At 72.3% G+C, this 25,261-nt stretch carries 23 protein-coding genes; 10 read left to right on the top strand and 13 right to left on the bottom strand.

Annotation, left to right across the window (positions count from 1 at the left end; all coding sequences use genetic code 11):
- Positions 1–145: 145 nt before the first annotated feature.
- Positions 146–1,324 (bottom strand): L-talarate/galactarate dehydratase, encoded by a 1,179-nt coding sequence (locus J2Z30_RS25365; protein ID WP_044580043.1) that lies wholly within the window; start codon positions 1,322–1,324, stop codon positions 146–148.
- Positions 1,325–1,476: 152 nt separating this feature from the next.
- Here J2Z30_RS25365 and J2Z30_RS25360 point away from each other — a divergent pair, with 152 nt between their 5' ends.
- The gene (locus tag J2Z30_RS25360; RefSeq protein WP_044580042.1) at positions 1,477–2,388 is read left to right on the top strand and encodes a LysR substrate-binding domain-containing protein; all 912 of its coding nucleotides are present in this window, start codon (positions 1,477–1,479) and stop codon (positions 2,386–2,388) included.
- 136 nt (positions 2,389–2,524) lie between these two features.
- The gene (locus tag J2Z30_RS25355) at positions 2,525–3,781 is read left to right on the top strand and encodes a cytochrome P450 (RefSeq protein ID WP_044580041.1); all 1,257 of its coding nucleotides are present in this window, start codon (positions 2,525–2,527) and stop codon (positions 3,779–3,781) included.
- On the opposite strand, the gene J2Z30_RS25350 is transcribed toward J2Z30_RS25355, so the two are convergent.
- Positions 3,778–4,419 (bottom strand): ATP-binding protein, encoded by a 642-nt coding sequence (locus J2Z30_RS25350; protein ID WP_308280055.1) that lies wholly within the window; start codon positions 4,417–4,419, stop codon positions 3,778–3,780. The genes J2Z30_RS25355 and J2Z30_RS25350 overlap by 4 nt on opposite strands.
- A 198-nt stretch (positions 4,420–4,617) precedes the next feature.
- On the opposite strand from J2Z30_RS25350, the gene J2Z30_RS25345 reads away from it, so the two are divergent.
- From J2Z30_RS25345 to J2Z30_RS25330, 4 genes are all read left to right on the top strand, one after another.
- On the top strand, positions 4,618–5,385 hold the full coding sequence (locus tag J2Z30_RS25345; protein WP_044580040.1) for an IclR family transcriptional regulator: 768 nt from the start codon (positions 4,618–4,620) through the stop codon (positions 5,383–5,385).
- A 43-nt stretch (positions 5,386–5,428) separates the two neighbouring features.
- On the top strand, positions 5,429–6,934 hold the full coding sequence (gene glpK / locus J2Z30_RS25340) for a glycerol kinase GlpK (protein ID WP_044580039.1): 1,506 nt from the start codon (positions 5,429–5,431) through the stop codon (positions 6,932–6,934).
- Between the two features lie 161 nt (positions 6,935–7,095).
- Positions 7,096–7,497 carry an SseB family protein gene (locus J2Z30_RS25335; RefSeq protein ID WP_020874203.1) on the top strand — a complete coding sequence of 134 codons (402 nt, stop codon included), beginning with the start codon at positions 7,096–7,098 and terminating at the stop codon, positions 7,495–7,497.
- Positions 7,498–7,653: 156 nt separating this feature from the next.
- A complete protein-coding gene (locus J2Z30_RS25330) occupies positions 7,654–8,490 on the top strand; it encodes an undecaprenyl-diphosphate phosphatase (protein WP_044580038.1) in 837 nt (278 codons plus the stop codon).
- A gap of 47 nt (positions 8,491–8,537) precedes the next feature.
- Here the strand turns inward: J2Z30_RS25330 and J2Z30_RS25325 are convergent, their stop codons facing one another.
- Positions 8,538–9,665: an alkene reductase gene (locus J2Z30_RS25325; RefSeq protein ID WP_044580037.1), complete on the bottom strand. Its 1,128-nt coding sequence runs from the start codon at positions 9,663–9,665 to the stop codon at positions 8,538–8,540.
- Between the two features lie 87 nt (positions 9,666–9,752).
- Between J2Z30_RS25325 and J2Z30_RS25320 the strand changes: the two genes are divergently transcribed.
- Entirely contained in the window at positions 9,753–10,700 is a 948-nt protein-coding gene (locus J2Z30_RS25320; RefSeq protein ID WP_044580036.1) for a sigma-70 family RNA polymerase sigma factor, read from the top strand.
- Complete coding sequence (locus J2Z30_RS25315) at positions 10,693–11,046, top strand: hypothetical protein (RefSeq protein ID WP_209468832.1); 354 nt, start codon at positions 10,693–10,695, stop codon at positions 11,044–11,046. The genes J2Z30_RS25320 and J2Z30_RS25315 overlap by 8 nt, the downstream gene beginning before the upstream one ends.
- A 469-nt stretch (positions 11,047–11,515) precedes the next feature.
- Here the strand turns inward: J2Z30_RS25315 and J2Z30_RS25310 are convergent, their stop codons facing one another.
- A complete protein-coding gene (locus J2Z30_RS25310; RefSeq protein ID WP_044580035.1) occupies positions 11,516–12,370 on the bottom strand; it encodes an oxidoreductase in 855 nt (284 codons plus the stop codon).
- Positions 12,367–13,242, bottom strand: a complete 876-nt coding sequence (locus tag J2Z30_RS25305) for a helix-turn-helix transcriptional regulator (RefSeq protein ID WP_044580034.1) — start codon at positions 13,240–13,242, stop codon at positions 12,367–12,369. Before J2Z30_RS25305 ends, J2Z30_RS25310 begins: the two co-directional genes overlap by 4 nt.
- A gap of 86 nt (positions 13,243–13,328) precedes the next feature.
- Between J2Z30_RS25305 and J2Z30_RS25300 the strand changes: the two genes are divergently transcribed.
- Positions 13,329–14,543, top strand: a complete 1,215-nt coding sequence (locus J2Z30_RS25300; protein WP_044580033.1) for a cytochrome P450 — start codon at positions 13,329–13,331, stop codon at positions 14,541–14,543.
- A 21-nt stretch (positions 14,544–14,564) separates the two neighbouring features.
- On the opposite strand, the gene menC is transcribed toward J2Z30_RS25300, so the two are convergent.
- Complete coding sequence (gene menC, locus J2Z30_RS25295; protein WP_044580032.1) at positions 14,565–15,674, bottom strand: o-succinylbenzoate synthase; 1,110 nt, start codon at positions 15,672–15,674, stop codon at positions 14,565–14,567.
- Complete coding sequence (locus tag J2Z30_RS25290) at positions 15,671–16,549, bottom strand: chorismate synthase (RefSeq protein ID WP_044580031.1); 879 nt, start codon at positions 16,547–16,549, stop codon at positions 15,671–15,673. The genes menC and J2Z30_RS25290 overlap by 4 nt, the downstream gene beginning before the upstream one ends.
- 124 nt (positions 16,550–16,673) lie before the next feature.
- Between J2Z30_RS25290 and J2Z30_RS25285 the strand changes: the two genes are divergently transcribed.
- Positions 16,674–18,317, top strand: a complete 1,644-nt coding sequence (locus tag J2Z30_RS25285; protein ID WP_044580030.1) for a PucR family transcriptional regulator — start codon at positions 16,674–16,676, stop codon at positions 18,315–18,317.
- A gap of 116 nt (positions 18,318–18,433) precedes the next feature.
- Here J2Z30_RS25285 and dapE read toward each other — a convergent pair whose 3' ends face one another.
- From dapE to J2Z30_RS25255, 6 genes are all read right to left on the bottom strand, one after another.
- On the bottom strand, positions 18,434–19,540 hold the full coding sequence (dapE, locus tag J2Z30_RS25280; RefSeq protein ID WP_044580029.1) for a succinyl-diaminopimelate desuccinylase: 1,107 nt from the start codon (positions 19,538–19,540) through the stop codon (positions 18,434–18,436).
- Complete coding sequence (locus J2Z30_RS25275; RefSeq protein ID WP_078957146.1) at positions 19,537–21,012, bottom strand: amino acid permease; 1,476 nt, start codon at positions 21,010–21,012, stop codon at positions 19,537–19,539. The genes dapE and J2Z30_RS25275 overlap by 4 nt, the downstream gene beginning before the upstream one ends.
- A 130-nt stretch (positions 21,013–21,142) precedes the next feature.
- A complete protein-coding gene (locus J2Z30_RS25270) occupies positions 21,143–22,459 on the bottom strand; it encodes an MFS transporter (protein ID WP_044580028.1) in 1,317 nt (438 codons plus the stop codon).
- A 2-nt stretch (positions 22,460–22,461) separates the two neighbouring features.
- The gene (locus J2Z30_RS25265; RefSeq protein WP_308280053.1) at positions 22,462–23,829 is read right to left on the bottom strand and encodes an NAD(P)/FAD-dependent oxidoreductase; all 1,368 of its coding nucleotides are present in this window, start codon (positions 23,827–23,829) and stop codon (positions 22,462–22,464) included.
- Between the two features lie 109 nt (positions 23,830–23,938).
- Positions 23,939–24,529, bottom strand: a complete 591-nt coding sequence (locus J2Z30_RS25260; RefSeq protein WP_044580026.1) for a helix-turn-helix domain-containing protein — start codon at positions 24,527–24,529, stop codon at positions 23,939–23,941.
- 64 nt (positions 24,530–24,593) lie between these two features.
- A complete protein-coding gene (locus J2Z30_RS25255) occupies positions 24,594–25,175 on the bottom strand; it encodes a TetR/AcrR family transcriptional regulator (RefSeq protein WP_044580025.1) in 582 nt (193 codons plus the stop codon).
- Between the last annotated feature and the right edge of the window lie 86 nt (positions 25,176–25,261).

The following is a 25,261-nucleotide window of genomic DNA, read 5'->3' as shown; positions in this document are numbered from 1 at the left end:
CCGGAGACTCGAACGGCTGCCAGACGGGCCAAGGAGTCCACGTACATGCACTCCGTCTATATATGCAGATGGAGGTTAGAGGGGTGAACACCACCGGTCAATGGGTATGGCCATGGATCCGTGACCGGCGTGGTGTGAAACGGGCTTATCGGGCGCCGAACTCCGCCTTGGCGCCCGTCCAGGCGCGGGCCTGCTCGCTGAGGGTGATGCCGAGGCCGGGCCGCGCGGACACCCGCATCCGGCCGTCGCGGATCTCCAGCCGCTCGTTGAACAGCGGCTCCAGCCAGTCGAAGTGCTCCACCCACGGCTCCTGCGGATAGGCGGCCGCGAGGTGGAGGTGTATCTCCATCGCGAAGTGCGGGGCGAGCTGCAGATGGTGCTGCTCGGCAAGGGTGGCCAGCTTGAGGAACTGGGTGATGCCACCGATGCGCGGTGCGTCGGGCTGAATGACGTCCGCCGCGTTGTGACGTATCAGCTCCCAGTGTTCGGCCACGCTGGCCAGCATCTCCCCGGTGGCCACGGAGGTGTCCAGCGAGGCGGCGAGGGCCGCGTGACCGGCCGCGTCATAGGCGTCCAGCGGCTCCTCGATCCAGACCAGGCCGAACTCCTCGAAGGCGCGCCCCATGCGCTGTGCGGTGGGCCGGTCCCACTGCTGATTGGCGTCCACCATGAGCGGTACGTCATCGCCCAGGTGCTCCCGTACGGCGGTCAGCCGGCGCAGGTCCTCCTTGCCGTCCGGCTGACCCACCTTGATCTTGATGCCGCCGATTCCGCCGGCCAGGGAGACCGACGCGTTCTCCAGCAGCTGCTCGGTCGGGGTGTGCAGAAAGCCACCGGAGGTGTTGTAGCAGCGGACGGTGTCGCGGTGTGCGCCCAGCAGCTTGGCCAGCGGCAGCCCGGCCCGCTTGGCCTTGAGGTCCCACAGGGCGATGTCGAAGGCCGCGATCGCCTGGGTGGACAGCCCGCTGCGGCCCACGGAGGCACCGGCCCACACCAGTTTCGTCCAGATCTTGGCGATATCGCTGGGGTCCTCGCCGAGGAGGGTGGGAGCGATCTCCTGGGCGTGGGCGAACTGGCCGGGCCCCCCGGCGCGCTTGGAGTAGCTGAAGCCGATGCCCTCGTGTCCCTCCTCGGTGGCGAGTTCGACGAAGAGGAAGGCCACTTCCGTCATCGGCTTCTGGCGCCCGGTGAGCACCTTGGCGTCGCTGATGGGAGTGGTCAGGGGAAGGACGACCGAGGACACTCGGATCCAGGAGACCCGGTCGAGGGTCGCCTCTCCTGCCTGCTGCGCGGCGTGCGTTGCCGTATGCGATGTGGTCACCACGTGTTGTCCCTGTGTGTGGGGCCCGTATGCGGGGCGAGTGGATGTCGCCGGAACCGCCCCCGGGCGGCCGACGAGCTCCTTTGCAAGCTAAGGTCGCCAGACGATCTACGTCTAACTTAAAATTGGCATGCGTTGATACCGGGAGAGCATCGTTGTTCACGCTCATGCAACTCACCAGCTTTGTGACGGTCGCCGAGGAGCTGCATTTCACCCGGGCCGCGGAGCGGCTGAAGATGACCCAGCCGCCGCTGAGCCGCCAGATCCAGCTGCTGGAGACCGAGTTGCGGGTCCAGTTGCTGGAGCGCACCAACCGCTCGGTGCGGCTCACCCCCGCGGGACGCGCCTTCCTCACCGAGGCCCGCCGCATCCTGCGCCAGTCCGAGCACGCCGTGCTCGCCGCCCAGCAGGTGGCCACGGGCGAGGCGGGGAGCATCGCCATCGGCTTCACGGCGGCCAGCGCCCACTCCCTGCTGGGCACACTGCTGGAGATCGCCCGTGCGGCCATGCCGGGCGCGGAGATCACCCTGCGCGAGATGGTCACCCGTGACCAGCTGGAGGCCGTCACCGAACAGAGCCTGGACCTGGGTCTGGTGCGGCCCTCGGTCACCGGACCGGATCTGCGCTCGCGGCCCGCTGCCCGGGAGCGGCTGCTGGCCGCCCTGCCGACCGGACATCCACTTGCGGCGGGCGAAGGACCGCTGAAGGTGGCCGACTTCGACGGGCAGGAACTGCTGATGTACTCGCCCATCGAGGCGCGCTACTTCAACGAGCTGCTCATCAGCATCTTCCGCGCCGCACACGCCACCCCGGTCTTCTCCCAGTACCTGAGCCAGGTCCACACCATCCTGGCGCTGGTGAACGGCGGCTGGGGAGTGGCCCTGGTCCCGGAGACCGCCGCCCGGCCGCGCTACCCGAACACCGTCTTCAAATCGGTGGAGCTGACCACTCCGGAGCCGGTGGAACTCAACCTCGTGTGGCGCAAGAACAACGACAACCCGGCCCTGCACGCACTGCTCCGCCACGCGGCCGCCCTTCTCCCCGACCGAGGAGCCCGACCGGCCTGACCGCTGACGGCCGAGCAGCGGGCGCGGGCCGCCTTCGAGGGCGCTCTCCGGCTCCCCTGCGGCGGATGCGCAACGCCGTGGCCGTCGCTACGCTCGAAAGGGAGGGACCCGGTTCGTCTTCGAAGGGAGCGTTTCCGTGTCCGTCACATCACGCGCGGCGGCTCCCGCGCCGCTGCCCAGACATCGCGACTGCCCCTTCGATCCGCCCGGTGCCTACGCGGCGCTGCGGGAGGACGGCGGTGCCAGTCGGCTGGCCTTTCCGGACGGCAAGGTGGGCTGGCTGCTCACCCGGCACGAGGACGTGACGCGGCTGCTGGCGGACGACCGCTTCAGCTCGGACCGCCGCCGCACCTCCTCGCCGGTGCACGCGTTTCCGGTCCGCCCCGACGACCGCCGCATGCTGGGCTCGTTCATCGGCATGGACCCGCCCGAGCACACCCGCTACCGGCGGCTGCTGAGCAAGTGGTTCACCGCCCGGGGGCTGCGGGGACTGCAACCGCGGATCGAGGAGATCGTCGAGGACCATCTGGCCGCGATGGAGCGCGCCGGTCCCCCGGTCGACCTGGTGACGTCGTTCGCCCAGCCGATCCCGTCGCTGGTGATCTGTGAGCTGCTGGGGGTGGAGTACGAGGACCGGGCCGACTTCCAGCGGTGGGCCACCGTTCTGCTCCGGCTCGGCCAGCGCGAGGAGGAGGTCTACGCGGCCCGGGACGCGCTGTGGGAGTACATGCGGGGGCTGATCGACGCCAAGCGGCGGCGGCCGGACGAGGCGCTGCTCTCTCGTCTCGTCAACGGCGATCACGACGCGGCCGGCGGCCCCGGCAGCGCCACGGCGGCCGGGCTGACCGACGAGGAGCTGACCGGTGTGGGGCTGCTGCTGCTCGTCGCGGGCCATGAGACGACGGCGAACATGCTGGCCCTTGGCACCTACGCGCTGCTGCGCCACCCCGAGCAGTCGCGCGGGGTGCGCGAGCGGCCCGAGGTGATCGACGACGCGGTCGAGGAGCTGCTGCGGTATCTGACCATCGTCCAGTTCGGGATCGTACGGGTCGCTCGGGAGGACCTCGAGATCGCCGGGGCGCGGGTGCGGGCCGGGGAGACGGTGGTCGGGGCGCTGGCCTCGGCCAACCGGGACGCCGCGCGGTTCGCCGCCCCGGACACCCTGGACGTCACCCGCGCCCCAGGCGATCAGATCGCCTTCGGCTACGGCGTTCACCAGTGCCTGGGCCAGCATCTGGCGCGGATGGAGATGCGGACGGGCTACCCCGCCCTGCTGCGGCGCTTCCCCACGCTCCGCCTGGCGGTGCCGCCCGACGAGGTGCCGCTGCGCCACGACATGCTGGTCTACGGAGTCCACCGGCTTCCGGTCACCTGGGACCGGGCCGTCGGTTAGGCGGCCGGCAGGTCCGCCCACCAGGTGATGCCCTCATGGCAGGTGTGGCTGCCGTGGCGCGAGGACAGCGCGGTGACGATGCCGAGCCCGCGGCCGTGCTCATCGGGCTCGATGTCCTCGTCCGCCCGCTGATCGGCGGGGATCGGGCCGCCGTCGGTGACCTCGATGCGCAGACCGGCGCCGCCCTCGCACTCGGTCCAGCTCAGCCGCAGCACGGCCGGGGGCAGGGCGTGCAGGATCGCGTTGGTGACCAGCTCCGAGATCACCATGAGCGCCTCGTCGACCCGGTCGGCCGGCAGCTCCCATTCGGACAGCAGCGCGTGCGCCCGCCGCCGTACGGTGGCGACGGCCTCGCAGATGTGCGGGACGGGCAGGACATGGTCGCCGGCCTCGTCCGCCGAGGGCCGGACCGGGGCCTCGTCGCGCATCGCCGCCGGCGGCCGGTCCGGGATTTCGGCACGGGCGGCCCCCGACGCCATCAGGGAGTCCGGGTCCGGCGCCTGGGAGCCGATGAGACGGACGTCGGTGAGATCGACGGTCCCCGCGGCCTGCCCGGTCACGCCGTGCCTGGTGATACCGGGCGCGGTGACGCCGTGCCCGGTGACGCCAGGTGTCGGCAGGCTGAGTTGTTCCGCCACGTCTCCTCCTCTCCAAGCCGGGTTCTGTCTCTCTGCCGGGCACCCTTCGGGTCACCTTTCGGCATACTGCTCTTCTTGTCCCGATACGGACGCTATGGGCACCAACCGCCGGGGTCAACGAATCCGGGTCGGCATTGCCGAACGTTTGGCGTTCTCGCCGACAGGCTGTGCCCCAGGCCGAAGAGCTACGATCGCGACATGGCCGGCCCGGTGCAGTCCATCGAGCGGGCGGCGGCGATCCTGCGGCTGCTCGCCCAGGGGTCCGGTCGGCTCAGTCTGGGCGAGGTGGCGGCCTCGCTCGGCCTCGCGAAAGGCACCGCGCACGGGATTCTGCGCACCCTGCAGAGCGTCGACTTCGTCGAACAGGACAAGGCGACGGGGAAGTACCAGCTCGGCGCGGCGCTGCTGCACCTGGGGACCAGCTATCTCGACATCAACGAGCTGCGGTCCCGCTCCATCAACTGGACCGACGCCCTGGCCGCGCGCAGCGGTGAGGCGGTCCGCCTCGGAGTGCCCCTGGAGGGCAAGGTCCTCATCGTCCACCACGTCTTCCGGCCCGATGACACCTTCCAGACCCTGGACGTGGGCTCGCTGCTGCCCCTGCACGCCAGCGCGCTGGGCAAGATCTTGCTGGCGTACGGGGCGACTCCCCTGGAGCCGCTCATGGAAACCGAACTGGAGAGCTACACCCGGCATACGCTCGACTCCCCCCAGCAGCTGAGCCGGGCGCTGGCCGAGGTCCGCGACACCGGATGGGCGTTCGCGGGACAGGAAATGATGATGGGCGAGGCGGACATCGGCGCCCCGATCCGCGGACAGGGCGGCCTGGTGGTGGGCGCCGTCGGCATCTCCGGCGCCATGGACCGCCTCTGCGACAGCAAGGGACGGCCGCATGGCTCGCTCGTCGGGCTGACGCGCGACGCCGCTCGGGCGATCTCCCGCGATCTCGGCGCGGCCCGCTGGTGATGCCCCATGCCCTGCTCCAACCCGCCCGAAGGCAGGCCAGGCCATGGTTGAACGCTATGTGATGTCCATCGACCAGGGCACCATGTCCACCCGGTGCATCCTCTTCGACCACCAGGGACGGCTGGTCTCGGTCGGCCAGCGAGAACATGAGCAGTACTTCGCCAGGCCCGGCTGGGCCGAGCACGACCCCACCGAGATCTGGTCCCATCTGCGCCGTGTCGTCGTCCCCCGGGCCCTGGAGGGCGCGGGGATCCGGCCCGAGCAGATCGCGGCGATCGGCATCGCCAATCAGCGCGAGACCACGGTGGTCTGGGACCGCCGCACCGGCGTTCCGGTGGGCCACGCCATCACCTGGCAGGACACCCGTACCAGCGGCTATGTCGAGGAGCTGCGGCGGACCACCGGTGACGACTTCTTCCTGGAACGCTGCGGTCTTTCGCCCACGACCTACTTCTCCGCGCCACGGCTGCGCTGGCTGTTCGACCATGTCGACGGCTTGCGCGAGCGCGCGGAGCGCGGCGAGGTGCTGTTCGGCACCATGGAGAGCTGGCTGATCTGGAACCTCACCGGAGGGCCCGACGGCGGGCTGCACCTGACCGACGCCACCAACGCCAGCCGCACCATGCTGATGAACATCCGCAGCCTGGCCTGGGACGATGAACTGCTGGCCTATTTCGATGTGCCCCGGGCGATGCTGCCGGAGATCCGCTCCTCCGCCGAGTGCTACGGCATGGCCCGCGCCCTGCTGCCGGACGTCCCGATCTGCGCGGCGCTCGGCGATCAGCAGGCGGCGCTGTTCGGGCAGACGTGCTTCGCCCCCGGCGAGGCGAAGTGCACCTATGGCACCGGCAGCTTCCTCCTGGTCAACACCGGCACCGAGCTCGTACGGTCCCGGCACGGGCTGCTGACCACGGTGGGCTACAAGGTCGGCGACGAGCCGCCGGTCTACGCCCTGGAGGGCCCGATCGCCGTCACCGGCTCACTGGTGCAGTGGTTCCGCGACCGCCTGGGGCTGATCCACAGCGCCCCCGAGATCGAGACCCTCGCCCGCGGCGTCGAGGACAACGGCGGCTGCTACATCGTCCCCGCCTTCTCCGGGCTGTTCGCCCCGCACTGGCGCAGCGACGCGCGCGGGGTGATCGTCGGGCTCACCTCGTACATCACCAAGGGGCATCTGGCCCGTGCCGTCCTGGAGGCCACCGGGTGGCAGACCCGGGAGGTGGTCGACGCCGTCAACGCCGACTCGCCCCGGCCGCTGCGTCAGCTGAAGGTGGACGGCGGGATGACCTCGAACAATCTGCTGATGCAGTTCCTGGCCGACGTCCTGGACATGCCCGTGGTGCGCCCCATGGTCTCCGAGACCGTCTCCCTCGGCGCCGCCTACGCCGCCGGGCTCGCCTCCGGCTACTGGCCGGATCTGGAGGGGCTGCGCCGCAACTGGCACCGCGCGGCCCAGTGGATGCCCACGATGGACCCCGCGCGGCGGGAGGCGGAGTACGAGAGCTGGCGGCGGGCGGTCGAGAGGTCGCTGGGCTGGGCCAGGTCGTAGTCCGGGGCATATTCCTCCACGATCTGCGCGGGAATCGAGGCGGAACGGGACGTGTGAGTTCCCTGAGGCGGGGTATTCGAGCCAGCCGCGGCTGTTCACTCGAGCCGCTCTGGGACCCAGAAACCCACGAAGACCCAAAAACCCGATCCATGGACGGAATCATGACCAGCCCTTCCGATGAAAACGTCTCCGCCACCCAGCAGGCCCTAGGCGAGCTGGCGGCCGACCGGGCGGACGAGTCGGCGCTGAACACCCTTGCCAACAGTGAGGTCCTCCTCCCCTCCGCCGAGACCGGAGAGGAGGCGGACCCGCAGGCCGTGACCCTGCCCGTGTTCCAGCAGGAGGACGGAGCGCAGCTGGTACCGGTCTTCACCACTCCGGCCCGGATGCACCAGGCCCTGCCCCAGATCGAGCGGTACCACCTGGTGCCGCTGGGCGCGCTGGCCCAGGGATGGCCCTCCGAGGAGCTCTCGCTGACCATCGACGCGGGCGCCCCGGAGGCCGTCACCCTCTCGGCCAACGGCGTACGGAGCCTGCTCAGCGGCTCCGGCCCGGCCGCCTGACCCTCCCGCGGCGGTCCGTGCCCCTGCTCCGTACGGGCACGGGCCGCGGCGATGCCCGATCTCGGCGGGCCGTTCGCTGATTGGCCATCGTCCCGATTCATCGTCTACCGTCCCGTGGACAACTGATCACGGGAAGACACCGGCGGGACGGACCACGTGAGCGCGATCAACATCGGACAGGCCGTCGTTCTCGGCGTCGTGGAGGGGGTCACGGAATTCCTCCCGGTCTCGTCCACCGGCCATCTCAAGATCACTGAGGGGCTGATGGACATCCCGGTGGACGACAAGTCCGTCGTGGCCTTCACCGCGGTGATCCAGGTCGGCGCCATCGCCGCCGTCCTGCTGTACTTCTTCCGTGACATCCGCCGCTTCGCCACCGCGTGGGCTCGGGGGCTGGTCAACCGCGAGGAGCGGTACCACCACGACTACAAGTTCGCGTGGTGGGTCATCTACGCCACGATCCCGATCGTGGTCGTGGGCCTGGCGGCCAAGCCGCTGATCGAGGGCCCGCTCGCCTCCCTGTGGGTGGTGGCGGCCTCGCTGATCGTGGGCAGCGGGCTGATGTGGCTGGCCGACCGGATGGGCCGCCACAAGCGCGGGGAGGACGACACCAGCGTCAAGGACGCGATGCTGGTCGGCTCCTCGCAGATCCTCGCGCTGCTCTTCCCCGGCTTCTCCCGCTCGGGCGCCACGATGGCCACCGGCCTCATGCTCGACCTGGACCGGGTGGCCGCCACCCGGCTCTCGTTCTTCCTGGGCATTCCCTCGCTGACCGGCGCGGGGCTCTACGAGCTCAAGGACGCCATGGGCGGTGGCGTGGGCACGATGCCGCTCGCGGTGGGCACGTTGGTGTCCTTCGCGGTGGCCTACGCGTCCATCGCCTGGCTGCTGAAGTTCGTCGCCAAGCATTCGTTCAACGCCTTCGTGATCTACCGGATCGTGATCGGCGTGGCGCTGTTCGGGCTGCTCGGCGCGGGCGCCCTCAACGCATGACGCCGTTGCGGGCACCCCTCAACGCCTGACGCCGTTGCGGGCGCCCCTCAACGCCTGACGCCGTCGTTCCAGCGGCTCGCCGGATAGTCGACATAGCCGCCCGCCCCGCCGGTGTAGTACGTACCCGGGTCGCCCGCCGCCAGCTCGCGGTCCAGGGCGAACCGGGCCACGAGGTCGGGGTTGGCCACGAAGTGGGTGGCGTAGGAGACGGCGTCCGCGAGCCCGGCCCCGATCACCGCGTTGCCGGTCTCCCGGCCGAAGCCGTGGTTGGCGATCAGCGGGCCGTCGAAGAGGCGGCGGTAGCGGGCGAAGGCGTCGTGGTCCGGGGCGGCGCCGGGCGCGGCGGGGGCCGGTCCCCGCAGATGCAGATAGGCCAGGGGGTGGTCGCACAGCTCCGCCACCAGCGCGTCGTAGTCGGCGAGCGTCCGCTCGTCGGCGGTGAACCGCTCGGCGGTCCAGTACGGCGACAGGCGCACGCCCACCCGGCGGCCGTCCCAGGCCGTGGCCGCCGCGTCGACGATCTCCATCAGCAGTCGCCGCCGTCCTGCCCGGTCGCCGCCGTAGGCGTCGCGGCGGCGGTTCAGCCGTGGATTGAGGAACTGCGGGATCAGGAACGGGCCCAGGGCGTGCACCTCGACACCGTCGAAACCGGCGCGGCGGGCGTTCACCGCGGCCGTGCGGTACTCCGCGACCGTGTTCCGGATCTCGCTGATCGTCATCTCCCGTGGGGTGACCGTGGCCTTGGGCCCGCCGGGGGTGTAGGTCCGCTCCCGGGGGTCGACCGCCGACGGGCCGGCCGGAAGGGCGCCCCCGAGGTGGTCGGGGTGCGAGGCGGCGCCCGTGTGCCACAGCTGCAGCACGATCCGGCCGCCGAGGGCGTGGACGGCGTCGGTGACCCGGCGCCACCCGCTGATCTGCTCCTCGCTGTAGACGCCGGGGACGTTCGGGAAGCCGATGGCCCGCTCGCTCACCCAGGTCCCCTCGGTGATGATCAGCCCGGCCCCGGCCCGCTGACCGTAGTAGTCCGTGTGCATACCGTTCGGGACCAGCCCCTCGCCCGTGGCCCGTGCCCGGGTCATGGGCGCCATCACCACCCGGTTGGGCAGCTGGAGGTCCCCCAGCTCCGCGGGGCGCAGCAGCGGCTGGTCCAGGACGGTCGAACAGGTGGTGGTCATGGTGTCTCTCCTCGTCACCTCTGCCGCATGGGATACGTCGTGGTTACGTCTGGGGAAGTGACGGAGCGCGGCGGGGAAAGGTGACCGATGGACGGGCGGAAACCAGGGAACGGACAGCGCCGGCACCCGCAGGACGGGCTGGCGGAGCGGTTCGAGACCCACCGCGGCCGGCTGCGGGCGGTCGCCTACCGGATGCTCGGCTCGCTCAGCGAGGCGGACGACGCCGTGCAGGAGACATGGCTGCGGCTCAGCCGCGCGGACGCCGAGGCGGTCGGGAACCTGTCCGGCTGGCTGCGGACGGTGATCTCCCGCATCTGCCTGGACATGCTGCGCTCCCGCACCGCGCGCCGGGAGGAGCCGGTCGGCCAGGAGCTGCCCGAGATGGCCCGGGAGACCGGGGACGGCGGCGGTCCGGAGGACGAGGCGGTGCTGGCCGACTCGGTCGGCAGGGCGCTGCTCGTGGTGCTGGACACGCTGGGCCCGGCCGAGCGGATCGCCTTTGTGCTGCACGATGTGTTCGCGGTGCCGTTCGACCGGATCGCGCCCATCGTGGAGCGCTCACCGGTCGCCGCGAAGAAGCTGGCCAGCCGCGCCCGCCAGAAGGTGCGGGGCATCGCGGCGGTGCCCCGCGCCGAGCTGGACCGGCAGCGGCGCACCGTCGACGCCTTCCTCGCCGCCGCCCGCGGCGGGGACATGGAGGCGCTGCTCGCGGTGCTGGACCCGGATGTCGTCCGGCGTGCCGACCGCGCCGCCCTGCCCGAGGGGATGCCCACGGTGGCCCGCGGTGCGCGGGCGGTGGCGAAGGAGACCGCCGGTTTCGCGCCGAGGGCGCGGTTCGCGGAGCCCGCGCTGGTGAATGGGTCCGTAGGGGTGGTCGTGGCCCCGCACGGCCGGCTGCTCCTCGCCCTGACCGTCACCGTCGAGGACGGGAGGATCGCCGCGTACGAGGTGATCGCCGACCCCGCGCGGCTGAGCCGTCTGGAACTTGGCCTCCTGGACGACGTAGGGCCTCACGTAGCCTCGGCCCATGAGTGATTTACTGCCGTATCTGATCGTCACCGGTGTGCTCGCCGCGCTCATGGGCTTCCTCGGCTGGGTGGCGTCCCTCGCCCGGCGCCGTGGTGCCACCGGGGCGGCCCTGCGGGCGGCTCTGGCCTCCCACGACGAGGCGTTCCGGGTGACCGCGTACGACTCCCACCAGGAGATCCGGGCGCAGGCGGAGCGCAAGGCACCGATCCTGTCCCCCGACGGTCAGTGGACGCCGGGCCACACCCTGGCGGGCGCGGCGGGCGCGGCGGGCCGCCGGTCCGCCGGATCGCGACCGCCCCGGGCCCGGCGGGGGCTGCTGCGCCGCTGGGGCCGCCGGGCGCGGGGACGCTGAGGGCCCGGCGGGGCTGAGGAGCGCGGGCTGTTCCCTGTTCCCCTCCCCGCCCCTTCCCGATACCAGGGGCTCCGCCCCTGGACCCCGGAGTTAAGGGGCGGAGCCCCGAGACGCGGCGGAGCCGCATACCGATGCCGCAGGAAGGAACGCACCCCCGATCCGGGACCAGGGACACAGCCCCCATCCAGGGCCAGAGGCGCAGCCCCCATCCGGGACCAGGGACACAGCCCCCATCCAGGGCCAGAGGCGCAGCCCCGATCCGGGACCAGGGACACAGCCCCCATCCAGGGCCAGAGGCGCAGCCCCCATCCGGGGCCTGGGGCGCAGCCCCCATCCGGGGCCTGGGGCGCAGCCCCGATCCGGGGCCTGGGGCGCAGCCCCGATCCGGGGTCTGGGGCGCAGCCCCAGTTGTGGGAAGGGGCGGGGAGGGGAACAGGCCGCCGCAGGCGTACGCGTACCGCCGGACACCCTAGGACGTGGCCACGGGGTAGTCCGCTCCGAGGGTCACCTCGCGCCAGGTGTCGAACGTGGCCCTGAGGGAGTCCAGCCGGGCCTGGGCGATGTCGTAGGCGGCCTTGCCCAGCAGCAGCCGCAGCGGGGGTTCCGCCGCCTCCACCGCGCCGATGATGGCCTCGCTCGCGCGGACCGGGTCGCCGGGCTGGTGGCCGTAGGTGGCGAGGGTGCCGGCGCGCCGTGCGCCCGCGGTCCCGGCGTAGTCGTCGATGGTGGTGGCGGACTGGCGCATGGAGGGGCCGGACCAGTTGGTGCGGAAGGCGGCCGGTTCGACGATCGTCACCTTGATGCCCAGCGGGGCCACCTCGGCGGCGAGCGATTCGGACAGGCCCTCCACGGCGAACTTGGTGGCGTGGTAGTAGCCGGTGGCGCCGAAGGCGGCCAGGCCGCCGAGGGAGGAGATGTTCACGATGTGGCCGGCGCGGCGGGCGCGCATGCCCGGCAGCACCGCGCGGGTGACGTCCACCAGACCGAAGACATTGGTGTCGAACAGGGCCCTGACCTCCTCGTCCTCGCCCTCCTCGAGCGCGGCGAGATAGCCGTAGCCCGCGTTGTTCACGAGTACGTCGATGCGGCCGAAGGCGGTTTCCGCCTCCTTCACCGCCTCCGCCACCCGGTCCTTGTCGGTGACGTCGAGCGCCAGGGCCAGCGCGCGGTCCCCGTGACCGGCGACGACGTCGGCCACCTGCCGGGGGTCGCGGGCGGTGACCACCGCGCGGTGGCCGTGGCCGAGGACGGCGCCGGCCAGGGCCCGGCCCAGTCCGGTGGAACAGCCGGTGATGAACCAGACGGGCGAGTCATTGACGGTCATGCGGATATGTCCTTCGTCGTGGTGCTCATGGGGTCGTGGGGCGCCTCCACCACCTCGGCGGTGAGGCTGCCCAGCAGGGCCAGCGCCTGCTCGGACGGGCTGCCCGGCTCGGCCTGGTAGACGATGAGCTGCTGACCGGGGGCGCTGTTCACGGTCAGTGCCTCGTAGTCCAGCGTCAGCTCACCGACCAGGCGGTGCCGGAAGCGCTTGGTCTCATGGGTCTTCTGGCGGATGTCATGGCGGGCCCACAGCCGCCGGAACGTCTCGCTCTTCAGCGACAGCTCGCCGACGACGGCGATCAGTTCGGGGTCCTCGGCGTCGATTCCGGCCGCCGCGCGAAGCCCGGCGACGGTGTTGACCGCCACCCGCTCCCAGTCGGGGTAGAACTCCCGCGCGTCCGGGTCGAGGAAGACCAGCCGCATCAGATCCCGGCTGTGGGTGTGCCCGTCGAAGAGGGCCCTGCCCAGGGTGTTGTGGGCCAGTACGGTCAGACAGCGGCCCAGGACCACGGCCGGGGTCCGCGGCCAGCCCTCCATCATCCGCAGCAGGGTCGGGCTCACCCGCTCCCGCCGCGCGGCCGGGCGGCGCCGGCCGGGGGCCGGACGGGACAGCCGGTGCAGATGGGCGACCGCGTCCTCCTCCAGCACCAGCGCCCGCGCCAGCGCCTCGACCACCTGCGCCGAGGGATGCCGCTCCCGGCCCTGCTCCAGCCGTACGTAGTAGTCGGTGCTGACCCCGGCCAGCAGCGCGACCTCCTCCCGGCGCAACCCCGCCACCCGGCGCCGGCCCGCGGGCAGGATGTCCACGTCCTCGGGCCGCACCCGTTCACGGCGGGCGCGCAGAAAGCGCCCCAGAGGGTTCTCGCTGTCCATGAATGCGAGCGTAGACCCGGGAAAGCACGGTCAGGGCCTCGTAAGGTGGCCGCGCTACTCCTAGTCTGGGCCGGGAGGTGCCGCCCATGGACGAGGACCACTACGGGGAGCGCAGGGTCGGCCGGGGAACGGGCGGAGACGGCTGCCCGGTGCGGCGGGGGCCCGACGGGGTCTGGCAGGTGTCCGGCTACGAGGAGGCCCGCGCCGTGCTGCGCGCCACGGCCACCGTGCAGGCCGGACTCGGCGTCGAGACGGTGGAGAAGCTGCCGTCCCGGTTCCGGCGTCCGGTGCTCTACCGGGACGGTCCGGAACACCGCGAGGACCGGCGGCAGACCGCCCGGTTCTTCACCCCGCGCCGGGTCGACGAGCACTACCGCGAGGTCATGGTCGAGGTGGCGGAGACACAGCTCGACACCGTCCGGAAGACCGGCCGGGGCCACCTCGCCGACTTGAGTTTCCACCTGGCCATCGAGGTGGCCAGCGCCGTGATCGGCCTGACGGAGAGCCGGCCCGGGATCCGGGAGCGGCTGGAGCGCTTCTTCCCCGAGAAGTTCGGGACCCCCGGGCTGACCAGCCTCCACGGGATCCGCTGGCTGGTGCGGCAGAACTCCAACTGGCTGCGGGTCTACTGGGGTGACGTCCGCCCGGCCGTACGGGCCCGGCGGCGACGGCGGCGCGACGACCTGATCTCCCATCTGCTGGACGAGGGGTGTTCGTCCGGCGAGATCCTGGGGGAATGCCTCACGTTCGCGGCCGCGGGCATGGTCACCACCCGGGAGTTCGTCAACGTGGCCGCGTGGCATCTGTTCGGCGACCCCGCCCTGCTGGCACGCTACCGGGCCGCCGACGAGCCCGGCCGGATCGCGGTCCTCCAGGAGATCCTCCGGCTCGAACCGGTCATCGGCCGGCTCCGCCGCCGTACCACCGCACCGCTCCGGCTGCCCGGCGACGGCCAGGACGCGGACCCGGACGCGGAAGTGACGGTCCCGGCCGGGGAGCTGGTCGACATCCTGCTGCACCGCGCCAATCTCGACGCCCGTACGGTGGGCGAGCGACCGGAGCGGCTGTGTCCGGGCCGCCCGATGGCAGCGGGCGCGGGGGCGCCGGGGCTGTCGTTCGGGGACGGTGCGCACAAATGCCCCGGGGCCACCATCGCGCTCCTGGAGACGGATGTCTTCCTCAGCCGGCTGTTCGCCCTGCCCGGCATCCGTATGGCGGCCCCGCCCAGGGTCGGCTTCAAGGACGGGATCGACAGCTATGAGCTGCGCGGCTGCACGGTGGTGCTCACCGACCGGACCTGACCGGCCGGTGGCGGGGGCGGGTCAGCGCGGGTAGAGCTGCCGCCGTGCCGTGGTGAAGCGGGCGAGGGCGTCCGGGAGCGGGTCGATGCCGATGCCGGGCGCGGTGGGCACCGGGAGGTGGCCGTCCTGGAGGACGAACGGCTCGGTGATGTCCTCGGCGAAGTACCGGCCGGAGGCCGAGGTGTCGCCGGGCAGGGTGCAGCCGGGCAGGGCGGCGAGGGCCAGGTTGGGGGCGCGGCCGATACCGGTCTCCAGCATGCCCCCGCACCACACCGGGACGCCGTGGGCGGCGGCGAGGTCATGGATGCGGCGGGCCTCCGGATAGCCGCCGACGCGGGCCGGTTTGATGTTGATGACCCGGCAGGCGTCCATCGCGATCGCGGACGCGGCGTCACGCGCGCTGTGGATGGACTCGTCCAGGCAGACCGGAGTGGTCAGCCGCCGCTGGAGCCGGGCGTGGGCGTGGAGGTTGTTCTCCTCCAGCGGCTCCTCGATGAGCAGCAGCCCGAACTCGTCGAGTCTCCTGAGGTGTTCGGCGTCGGCGAGGGTGTACGCGGTGTTGGCGTCCACCTGCAACGGCAGCGCCTCGCCGAACCGTTCCCGTACGGCGCGCACCGGCGCCACGTCCCAGCCCGGCTCGATCTTCAGCTTGATGCGCACATAGCCCTCGGCGAGATACCGCTCGACGTCGTCGATCAGCTCGGGGAGGGAGTCCTTGATGCCCACGGACACCCCGGCGGGCACCCGCTCGTGGACCGAGCCGAGGAAGGTGGCCAGCGGCATGCCGTGGGCGCGCAGTTCGGCGTCGAGCAGCGCGGTCTCCAGGGCGGCCTTGGCCAGCTCATGGCCCTTGATGGCGGCCATCGCGGGGGCGAGGGCCGCCGTCGTGGGCGCGGGGAGGGCGGCCACCCGGGGCAGCAGGAAGTCGCGGATCACGATCTCGGCGCCGGCGATGAACTCCGCGCAGTACAGCGGCTCCGGATCGGCGGCGAACTCCGACCAGCCCTCGGCCCGGTCGGTGACGATATGCAGCAGAAAGGTGTCCTTGCTGGTCATCGTCCCGAAGGAGGTACGGAAGGGGGTGATCAGCGGAAGGGCGACATGGAGCAGTTCGACGCGTTCGAGCCTCATGGCCGCGGATCCTCTCCAGGGGTGGCCGGGGCGGGGTTCCGGGTGAGCCGGTACCAGCCGTCGCGGGACATCGCGGTGGCCCGGAAGCCCTCGGCGTACGCCTCGGTGAAGACCTCGCGCACGGCGTGCCGCCAGCGCAGTGCCAGGGCCGGGTCGGCGGTGCGCAGCGCGACGATGTCCCCGGGCACCCTGCACCACAGCCGGTCCGCGTGGCGGGCGGCGAGCGGGCCTCCGTCGGGGGCGTGGCGGACGACCGGGGCGGCTGCCCGGTCGTCGGTGTCATCGGCGGGTGCGGGCGCGGGCGCGGGTCGCGCGAGGAGGTCCCAGCGGGCGGTGAGCCGGTCGCTCTCGTCGCCGTCGTTCACCCCGTCGTTCATGGGGCCGTAGAGGTCGACCAGGTACTCGGCGCCGAGGGCACCCAGTTTGACCAGGTTGAAGCGGGCGTTACGGGCGACCAGCGGGTCGAAGGTCCAGCGCATGGTGTGGGCCCCGCGCTCCAGCGCCCAGCCGCGCTGGGCCTGTTTGACGGCGTGGCCGACGCCCCGGTCGGAGGCGGTCGCGGCGGCCACGAGCGAGTACACCTCGCGGTCGGCCGGCGGGCCGAAGACCGCGACCGCGGCACCGGAGAGCCGCTCGCCCTCCTGCCCGTCGGGCCCGGTGGGGTACGCGGCGTGCACGGCGCCGCCCGCGTGGACGATGCTGTGCAGCACCTCGGCCGGATAGGGCGGGTTGCTGCGCGGCAGCCGCCACACCTCGGCGAAGAAGTCGGCCACCGCCTGGACACCGGCCACGTCGTGGACGGTGCGGACGGCGACCCCGGCGGCGCGGGCGGCGGCGGTGGCCAGCACCTCGGCGTCCATCGTCACTGATGTCATGGGCCAGAGTCTCCCGGGGCGAGCCCACGCTCGGCTTGTCCGGATGCACAAGCGCGACCTAGGGTCCTGTTGCGATCAGCCAACCGCCTCGCGTGTCAGCCCCCTGGAAGGCCCGGTACCGCCCATGGACACCCGCACCCTCGGGGAGCTGCTGGACACTCTGGGCGAGCCCGCGCTGCGGCTGCTCACCGCCCCGTCCGGGCTCACCACACCCGTCACCGAGGTGCTGCTGTACGACGCCCACGCCCCGTTCCCGGACCGGGCGCCCGGCGCCCTGCTGCTGGCGGTCGGGGTGCGGGCGGAGGCGGCCGGGGCGCTGGTGGACGAGGCGGCGGCCGCGCGGATGGCGGGCCTCGTCGTACGCGGTGAGAACGGGCTCGCGTCCGAGCAGGGGCCCGCGTCCGGGCAGGAGCTCGCATCCGGGCACGGGCACGGGCAGGGGTTCGCGGACGCCGTCGCCCGAGCGCGGGGGCGGGGGCTGGCCCTGCTCACCGTGGACGAGGACGCCGCCTGGCACCATGTCCATCTGCTGCTGGCCGGTGCGGTCGGGGCCCGGCCCTCCCCCGCGGGCGGCGCCGCGCTCGGCGATCTGTTCTCGCTCGCGGGCGCCGTGGCCACGGCCGTGGGCGGCGCCACCGTGATCGAGGATCCGCGCCAGCGCATCCTCGCCCACTCCACCATCCCCGGCCAGCCCGTGGACGAGCCCCGGCGCCAGGGCATCCTGGGCCGTCAGGTGCCGGACAGCCCGGAGAACACCGAGCAGTACCGGGTGCTGTTCGCATCCCATGGGCCGGTGCGCCTGCCCGCCCTCAGCGCCGAGGAACTGCCGCGGCTGGCCGTCGCCGTACGGGCGGGCGGTGAGACCCTCGGCTCGCTGTGGGTCGTCGACGACGGGACCCTCGCACCGGACGCCGAGGAGGCGCTGGCCCAGGGAGCCTCCACGGCCGCCCTGCTCCTGCTGCGGGCGCGGGCGGCACAGGAGCTGTCCCGCCATCTGACCGGCGATCTGCTGCGCCGTCTCCTGGACGGCACCGCCGAGCCCGCCACCGCCGCCGAGCGCCTGGGGCTGGCCCCCGGCACACCGGTGCGGGTGGCCGCCTTCGCGCTGGAGGGCGCGGCGGGCGCGCCGGACGGGGAGCAGGCCGCGCTGCGGCTCCTGGATCTCGTACGGCTGCAGTGCGAGGCCCGGTACGGGCGGCATGCCTGTGTGCTGGTCGACGGGGTGGTGTACGCGCTGCTGCCGGGGACGTACGGGCGGGCCGGGGAGCGGCAGCGGCGGCTGGCCGAGGACATCGTGCGCCGCGCGGGGCAGGCCCTGAGGGTGCCGGTGCGGGCCGGTCTTGGCGATGTGGTGCCGGAGGTGGCGGAGGTCCGCGGCTCACGGGAGGACGCCGATCTGGTGCTGCGGGTACTGGGCCCGGAGGAGACGGTGGCCGCCATGGCGGACGTCCGGCCCCGGGCCGTACTGCTCCGGCTCACCGAACTCCTGGGTGAGCGGCGAGAGTTGGCGGCCGGGGCATGGCGGGACATCGTGGCGTACGACGCCGGGCACGGTACGGACTACGCCCGGACGCTGGTGTGCTGGCTGGACGCCGGATGCGATATGGCGCGGGCGGCGCGGCTGCTGGCCGTCCACCCCAACACCTGCCGCTACCGGCTGCGGCAGGCGCGGGCGCAGCTGGGCATCGACCTGGACGACCCGGACGAGCGGCTGGTGCTCTGGCTCCAGCTGCGCACGCTCGCGGGGCTGCGGGGCGCGGGCGCCTAGCGGGTTGTCCGGCGACGCTTGGCGCCTGCGGCGGGCCACGCGGCGGAGCCGCATATCGGTGCTTCCCCCTCCCCGCCCCTTCTCACAACTGGGGCTGAAGCCCCAGACCCCGCTCCTCAATCTCCCCCAGCTACCGCTGGAAGGTGCCCCCTGGAGGGGCTGGAAGGCCCGAGCCAGCCCATGAGCCGCGCCTCGCACTCCCGCAGCTGCTCCACCGGCACGTACTCGCCCGCAGTGTGGGCCAGGGACGGGTCGCCGGGGCCGTAGTTGAGCGCCGGTGTGCCGAGCGCGGCGAAGCGGGCGACATCGGTCCAGCCCAGTTTGGGGCGGGGCGCCACGCCGAGGTACGCCACGAGCGAGGCGGCCGCTTCCTGGTCCAGGCCGGGAAGGGCGCCCGGGGTGTTCTCGGTGATCTCGACCTCGTACTCGGGGAAGAGGCCGCGTACATACGCCTCGGCCTCCCGCGGTGAACGGCTGGGCGCAAAACGCAGGTTGACCGTGATCACGCACAGGTCGGGCACCACATTCCCGGCCACGCCCGCGCGCACGGCCACGGCGCTCAGCCCCTCGCGGTACTCCAGCCCGTCGATGGTGATCCGCTCGGCGGTGTGGTCGTCCAGGCGGCGCAGGACGGCGGCGGCGCGGTGGGCGGCGTTGACCCCCTTCCAGGCGCGGGCGGTGTGCGCCCGCTCGCCACGTACGGCGATGTCCGCCATCAACACGCCCTGGCAGCCCGCCTCGACACCGGCGTCCGAGGGCTCCATGAGGATCGCCAGATCGGCCTGGACCAGCTCGGGGCGTTCCGCGGCGATCCTGGCCAGGCCATTGCGGTCGCCCGCCACTTCCTCGCATTCGTAGAACACGTAGGTGATGTCGTGCGCGGGCGTGGGGAGTGCGGCCGCGAGCCGGAGGGCGACCGCGACACCCCCCTTCATGTCGCAGGCCCCGAGGCCATGGAGCAGTCCCCCGTCCAGCCGGGAGGGGAGGTTGTCCGCGGCCGGGACGGTGTCCAGGTGCCCGGCGATGACCACCCTCCGTTCGCGGCCCAGTTGGGTGCGGGCCACGACGGAGTGGCCGATCCGCTCGACGGTCAGCCACGGCAGGGCGCGCAGTGCGCTTTCGACGGCGTCGGCGAGCCGGGCCTCATGGCCGCTTTCCGACGGGGTGTCGACCAGCGCGCGGGTGAGCGCGAGCACGTCGGCGGTGGGGTCGAGCGGGGTCATGGGGTGGTCTCCGGTTCGGGGGCGGGGCGGTCGAGGGTGGAGTGCCGGATGCCGTAGAGCCCGTAGATCGCGAGTCCGACGGCCATCCAGGCGCCGAAGGCGATCCAGGTGTCGGCCCCGAGCCCGTACATCACATACCCGCAGCAGGCCACTCCCAGCAGGGGTGTCACGGGCGCGAGCGGCACCCGGAAGCTGCGTGGCGCGTCCGGCTTGCGCCGGCGCAGGATCAGCACGGCCAGGTTGACCAGGGCGAAGGCGAAGAGGGTGCCGATGCTGGTGGCGTCGGCGAGGTCGCCGAGCGGGATGAGCGCGGCGAGGAGGGCGACGAAGGCGGAGACGATGACGGTGCCCGCGCGCGGCACCCCCGTGCGCCGGTGGACCCTGGAGAAGAGGCCGGGGACGAGCCCGTCGCGGGCCATCGAGAACAGGATGCGGATCTGTCCGTACTGCACGGTGAGGACCACGCTGGTGGTGGCGACGACCGCGCCGATGGACAGCAGGATCGGCCACAGCTCGCCACCGCCGACGGAGCTGACGAGGACCTGGCTGAGCGTGGCCTCGGTGCCCTCGAACCGCCGCCAGGGCATCGCGCCGACCGCCGCCAGCGCCACCGCGCAGTACAGGGCGGTGACCAGGCCGAGCGAGAGGACGATGGCGCGCGGCAGATCGCGCTGTGGGTGCTTGGCCTCCTCCCCCGCCGTGGAGGCGGCGTCGAAGCCGATGTAGGAGAAGAAGAGCGAGGAGGCGCCCGCGGTCATCCCGGCCGTGCCGAGGGGGAAGAGCGGCCGGAAGTTCCCGGCGTGGAAGGCGGTGAAGGCCACCGCGCAGAAGATGACGAGCGCGGCCAGTTTCACCGCCACCATCACGGTGTTGACCACGGCGCTCTCCCGGGCGCCGCGCAGCAGCACCACCATGGCGAGGACGACGATGGCGGCGGCGGGGACGTTCAGCACCCCGCCGTCGCCGGGCGGGGCGGCGAGCGCGTCGGGCAGGGTCCGGCCGACGGTCAGCAGGAGCAGTTCGTTGACGTACTGGCCCCAGCCGACCGCGACCGCGGCCACGGAGACGCCGTACTCCAGGATCAGACACCAGCCGCACACCCAGGCCACCAGCTCGCCCAAGGTGGCGTAGGTATAGCTGTACGAGGACCCGGCGCCCGGGATCATGCCCGCGAGCTCGGCGTAGGACAGGGCGGAGAACAGCGCGGTGACCCCCGCGAGGACGAAGGAGAGCACCACCGCCGGGCCCGCCTGGGGCACCGCCTCGCCGAGCACCACGAAGATCCCGGTGCCGAGCGTGGCGCCGACGCTGAGCAGGGTGAGCTGGGTCAGGCCCAGGGTGCGGCGGAGCGGACCGCCACCGGCCTCGGCGACCAGCTCCGCCACCTCCCGGCGGCGGGTCAGTCTGCCGACCGGGCCGGTGGCCCGCCCCTGGGCCCGCCGGCCGTGCGGCTGTGTTCGCACACCGTTCACATTGCCTCCCTTGTCCGCGCCGCCGCGCTGTACGGCCCCTGATGATGCGGAAGGGAGCGGGCGGGGAGGTGCACGTATCGGCCAAAGACCCGCCCATGGCTTTGACCGTTCGGCCAAGGCCCGGCCGCGGCTACGCCGTCCGCGAGCGGTTGAGCAGCGCCAGGGAGCAGACGAGGGACACGGCCACCAGCGCCATCTGGTAGATCACGACCGGCACGATCGATCCGCCGGTGGAGTGCAGCAGCCACTCGCCGACCAGGGGTGCCGTACCGCCGATGAGCGCCGAACACAGCTGGTAGGAGAGGGAGATACCGGTGTAGCGCACCGAGATCGGGAAGGCCGCGGCGAGCAGTCCGGCCAGGATCGCGTAGTTCATCGCGCCGGTGATGCCCAGCAGCGAGATGCCGAGCCCCACGACGACCGGCTGGGTCGTCGAGACACAGGCGTACATCACCGGCACCAGAGCGAAGTTGAGGCCCAGCAGGGCCGCCACGGTGCGGCGCGGGCCGAAGCGGGCGGCCAGCACCACCCCGAAGGGCTGGGTGACGAACTGCAGGACGCTGTAGACGAGCAGCACGTTCAGCATGGTGGAGCGCTCCATGCCGAGGCTGTCGGTGGACCAGGACAGGACGAAGGTGGTGATGAAGTAGGTGGCGGCGATGCCGATGGAGCTGGCGAGCACGCCGAGCACGAGGGATCCGGCGTGGCCGGTGACCAGCTCCCGCAGGGGCACCTTCGCGACCCGCTTCTCGTCGCGCAGCCGGGCGAACTCCGGGGACTCCTCGACCTTGAGGCGCACCACCAGGCCGATGACCACCATCACGGCGGAGAAGAGGAACGGCACGCGCCAGCCCCAGGCGTCGAAGTCGTCGTCCGGGAGCTGGGTGAGCAGCGCGAACATCCCGGTGGCCAGGATCGATCCGGCCGGTGACCCCTGCTGGGCGAAGGCGCCGAAGGACAGCGCCTTGTCCTTGGGCGCGTGTTCACTGGCGATGAGGACGGCGCCACCCCACTCGCCGCCGACCGCGATGCCCTGCACCAAGCGCAGCAGCACCAGCGCGATCGGCGCGGCGACGCCGACCTCGTCATAGCCGGGGAGCAGCCCGATCAGGGTGGTGGCGATGCCCATCATCAGCAACGTGGTGACCAGGGTCTTCTTCCGGCCGATCCGGTCGCCGAGGTGGCCGAAGACGATGCCGCCGATCGGCCGGGCGAGGAAGCCGAGCCACAGGCTGCCGAAGGCCTGCAGCGCGCCGGTGGTGTCACCGCCGCCACCGAAGAAGATCTTGCCGAGGACGAGCGCGGAGGCGGTGGAGTAGATGTAGAAGTCGTACCACTCGACGGTGGTGCCGATGAACGAGGCGAGACCGGCCTTGCGGGCGGTCCGCTCGCGGTCGGTGGCCGGGGCACGGTCCGTGGCCGCGGCGGTGGCGGTGGGCTTGCTCATGGTCAGCGTCCAGATATGCGGTCGGCGAGACGGGCGATGGGCGATGTGGTGGTGCGGCCGGAGGACTCCGAGCGGTCGGCGGCGCGGTACGCGGCGTACATGCCGTGCACCCCCATCCACCGGAACGGTTCGGGCTCCCAGCGCCGGGTGCGGTGGCCGACCCAGGGCAGCGCGGTCAGCTCGGTGGAGTGGCCGAGCAGCAGATCGCGCAGGGTGCGCCCGGCGAGGTTGGTGGCGGCCACGCCATGGCCGACGTATCCACCGGCGAAGCCGACGCCGGTGGCGGGGTCGTAGCCGATCGAGGCGCACCAGTCGCGGGGCACGGCCAGCACCCCGGACCAGGTGTGGTCGATGGCGGCCTCGGCGGTGTCCGGGAAGAGGCCGGTGAGGATCCGCCGCAGGGCGCGTACGGTCTCCGCGCTGGTCTGCCCCGCCCGGTCGGTGCGGGAGCCGAACTTGTAGGGCACTCCGCGGCCGCCGATGGCGATACGGCCGTCCGCGGTGCGCTGTCCGTAGGTGTACGCGTGGGTGGCGTCGCTGAGGAGTTCCTGCCCCTCCCAGCCGAGCCGCTTCCACAGCTCGCCGGGGAGCGGCTCGGTGACGATCATCGAGGAGTTCATCGGCAGCCAGGTGCGCCGCTCGCCCTCGATACCACTGGTGAAGCCCTCGGTGGCGCGGACGATCCGGCCCGCGCGGATGGTGCCGAACGGAGTGCTGACCCGGCCGGGGGCGATGGCGGTGACCGGGGTGGACTCCAGGATCCGCACACCCCGCGCCTCCACCGCGGCGGCCAGGCCGCGCACCAGCTTGGCCGGGTGGACCCGGGCGCAGTGCGGATTGTGGTAGCCGGCCAGCGCCCCGTCCAGGCGCAGCCGCTCGGCGAGCCGGGGTGCGCTCAGCCACTCCAGGTCCTGTCCGCCCCAGTGGCTCAGCTGGTCGTACGCGGCGCGCAGCCGGGGCAGTTGGGCCGCGCCATGGGCGATGGTGAGATAGCCGCTCTTGACGATGTCGGCCTCGATGCCCTCGGTACGGGCCACCGAGATCACCTCGTCCACGGTGTGGATCATCTCCCGCTGGAGGTTGATCACGGCCTCGCGCCCGCGCTTCCTCGCATAGGTCCCGGCCGACCCGGCGATCTTGCAGCTGAGCCAGCCGGCGTTCCGCCCCGAGGCGCCGAATCCGGCGAACTCCCGCTCCACGACGGTGATGTCGAGATCGGGGGCGGCCTGTTTGAGGTAGTACGCGGTCCACAGCCCGGTGAAACCCCCGCCCACGACGCACACATCGGTGGCGAGGTCGCCGTCGAGCGGCGGACGCCGTTCGGGGAAGCCGGTCTGGCGGTACCAGAAGGACACATTTCCGTTCAGCACTGCGGCACTCAGCCAATCGTGGTCGAACGGCCGCTGGTCGGGCGGCCTGGGATGGCCCCGGTTTCGTCGCGGATAGAGGAGGGAGGCAGGTGAGGCCGGGCGGTGGGGGTCAGTAGCTGGGTGGGCTGATCACCCACAGCACCCGGGCGGCCGCCCCGGCCGTCTCGCTCAGCCGGTGGGGTACGGCGGAGGAGTAGCGGATGCTGTCACCGGCCCCGAGGGTGAAGGAGCGCTCGCCGAGCTGGAGTCCGACCGTGCCCTCGAGGACGTACAGGAACTCCTCCGAGTCGCCGTGGCTGTAGAGGGTCTCTCCCGTGGAGCCATGGGCGTCGAACTCCCCCAGGAACACTTCGAGATGGTGCTGCGGCCCCGGGGTCAGCCGGAACTTGCGCCCGCCGAGCACCCCGAGGGCGAGCCGGGGCGCCTCCTCGGCGCGCAGCACGCTCGGGCCGCTGGTGAAGTCGTCGCCGAACAGATCGGCCACCTTCAGGCCGAGCGCGGCGGCGACCTGCTGGAGGGTGGCGATGCTGGGATTGGCCTGCCCGCGCTCTATCTGGCTGAGATAGCCCTCACTGATCCCGGCGGCCTCGGCGACGGTCCGCAGCGTCAGCCGGCGCGCCTTGCGCAGCGCGCGCAGCCGGTCGCCCACGGACTCGTCGCCGGTTCCCGCGGCCCGGTCCGTGGTGTGTTCGTTCTCCATGGCCGCACACGCTAAGAGCGCTGAGCGGCTGGCACAAGAGTCTGAACTGAAAACTCAGAAATCTTTACTGAGCGTCGGATCCAGCGCTCAGCCCGTCCAGGGTGAGGTCGAGGAGGCGGTCGGCCTGCTCCCGCTGCTCGGGCTTCCCCGAGGCGAGGGCGATGCCGGTGAGGGCGGCGAACATGTCGGTGGCGCCGATGTCCGACCGGATCACACCGGCCGCGACGGCGGCGTCCATCAGCCGCGAGAGCGCGTCCTGGATCATCTCGTGGCTCTGCGCGTACGGATTGACACCCGACGCGACCACGCCCCGCAGCGCGTCCGCCATGCCCAGCTTGGCGTTGGCGTAGTCCATGAAGCGGGCCAGCCACACCCGCAGGGCCTCGCGCGGTGGCAGGGCCGCCAGCAGTTCGGGGGCGGCGTCGCAGAGCCGGGCCAGCTCATTGCGGTAGGCGGCCTCGATCAGCAGCTCACGGGTGGGGAAGTTCCGGTAGAGGGTGCCGGTGCCCACGCCCGCCTCCTTGGCGATGCGCTCGAGGTGGGCGTCCAGCCCCTCCTCGGCGAACACCCGTACCGCGGCGGAGAGGATCTTCTCCCGGTTGCGCTGTGCGTCGGCCCGCAGCGGGCGCCCTGGATCCCTGGCCATCGGCGGCTCTCCTCATTCCCCGGGTTGCTAAGCGGAGGCGCACCCACTTAGTGTGGGGCGAAGTGGCGGCGCCTCCACTTCTCACT

Origin of the sequence: Streptomyces iranensis, assembly GCF_017874715.1 — a bacterium.
In the GTDB taxonomy this organism is placed as follows: domain Bacteria; phylum Actinomycetota; class Actinomycetes; order Streptomycetales; family Streptomycetaceae; genus Streptomyces; species Streptomyces iranensis.
This window is presented reverse-complemented; position numbering and strand designations above follow the sequence as displayed.

Bases quoted from the DNA above. Each gene is read 5' to 3' on its own strand.
- J2Z30_RS25290 (WP_044580031.1), bottom strand. From the start codon at position 16,549: ATGACATCAGTGACGATGGACGCCGAGGTGCTGGCCACCGCCGCCGCC.
- dapE (WP_044580029.1), bottom strand. From the start codon at position 19,540: ATGACCCCGCTCGACCCCACCGCCGACGTGCTCGCGCTCACCCGCGCG.
- J2Z30_RS25270 (WP_044580028.1), bottom strand. From the start codon at position 22,459: ATGAGCAAGCCCACCGCCACCGCCGCGGCCACGGACCGTGCCCCGGCC.
- J2Z30_RS25335 (WP_020874203.1), top strand. From the start codon at position 7,096: ATGACCAGCCCTTCCGATGAAAACGTCTCCGCCACCCAGCAGGCCCTA.
- J2Z30_RS25320 (WP_044580036.1), top strand. From the start codon at position 9,753: ATGGACGGGCGGAAACCAGGGAACGGACAGCGCCGGCACCCGCAGGAC.
- J2Z30_RS25305 (WP_044580034.1), bottom strand. From the start codon at position 13,242: ATGGACAGCGAGAACCCTCTGGGGCGCTTTCTGCGCGCCCGCCGTGAA.
- menC (WP_044580032.1), bottom strand. From the start codon at position 15,674: ATGAGGCTCGAACGCGTCGAACTGCTCCATGTCGCCCTTCCGCTGATC.
- J2Z30_RS25300 (WP_044580033.1), top strand. From the start codon at position 13,329: ATGGACGAGGACCACTACGGGGAGCGCAGGGTCGGCCGGGGAACGGGC.
- J2Z30_RS25255 (WP_044580025.1), bottom strand. From the start codon at position 25,175: ATGGCCAGGGATCCAGGGCGCCCGCTGCGGGCCGACGCACAGCGCAAC.
- J2Z30_RS25310 (WP_044580035.1), bottom strand. From the start codon at position 12,370: ATGACCGTCAATGACTCGCCCGTCTGGTTCATCACCGGCTGTTCCACC.
- J2Z30_RS25315 (WP_209468832.1), top strand. From the start codon at position 10,693: ATGAGTGATTTACTGCCGTATCTGATCGTCACCGGTGTGCTCGCCGCG.
- J2Z30_RS25345 (WP_044580040.1), top strand. From the start codon at position 4,618: ATGGCCGGCCCGGTGCAGTCCATCGAGCGGGCGGCGGCGATCCTGCGG.
- glpK (WP_044580039.1), top strand. From the start codon at position 5,429: ATGGTTGAACGCTATGTGATGTCCATCGACCAGGGCACCATGTCCACC.
- J2Z30_RS25285 (WP_044580030.1), top strand. From the start codon at position 16,674: ATGGACACCCGCACCCTCGGGGAGCTGCTGGACACTCTGGGCGAGCCC.
- J2Z30_RS25325 (WP_044580037.1), bottom strand. From the start codon at position 9,665: ATGACCACCACCTGTTCGACCGTCCTGGACCAGCCGCTGCTGCGCCCC.
- J2Z30_RS25260 (WP_044580026.1), bottom strand. From the start codon at position 24,529: ATGGAGAACGAACACACCACGGACCGGGCCGCGGGAACCGGCGACGAG.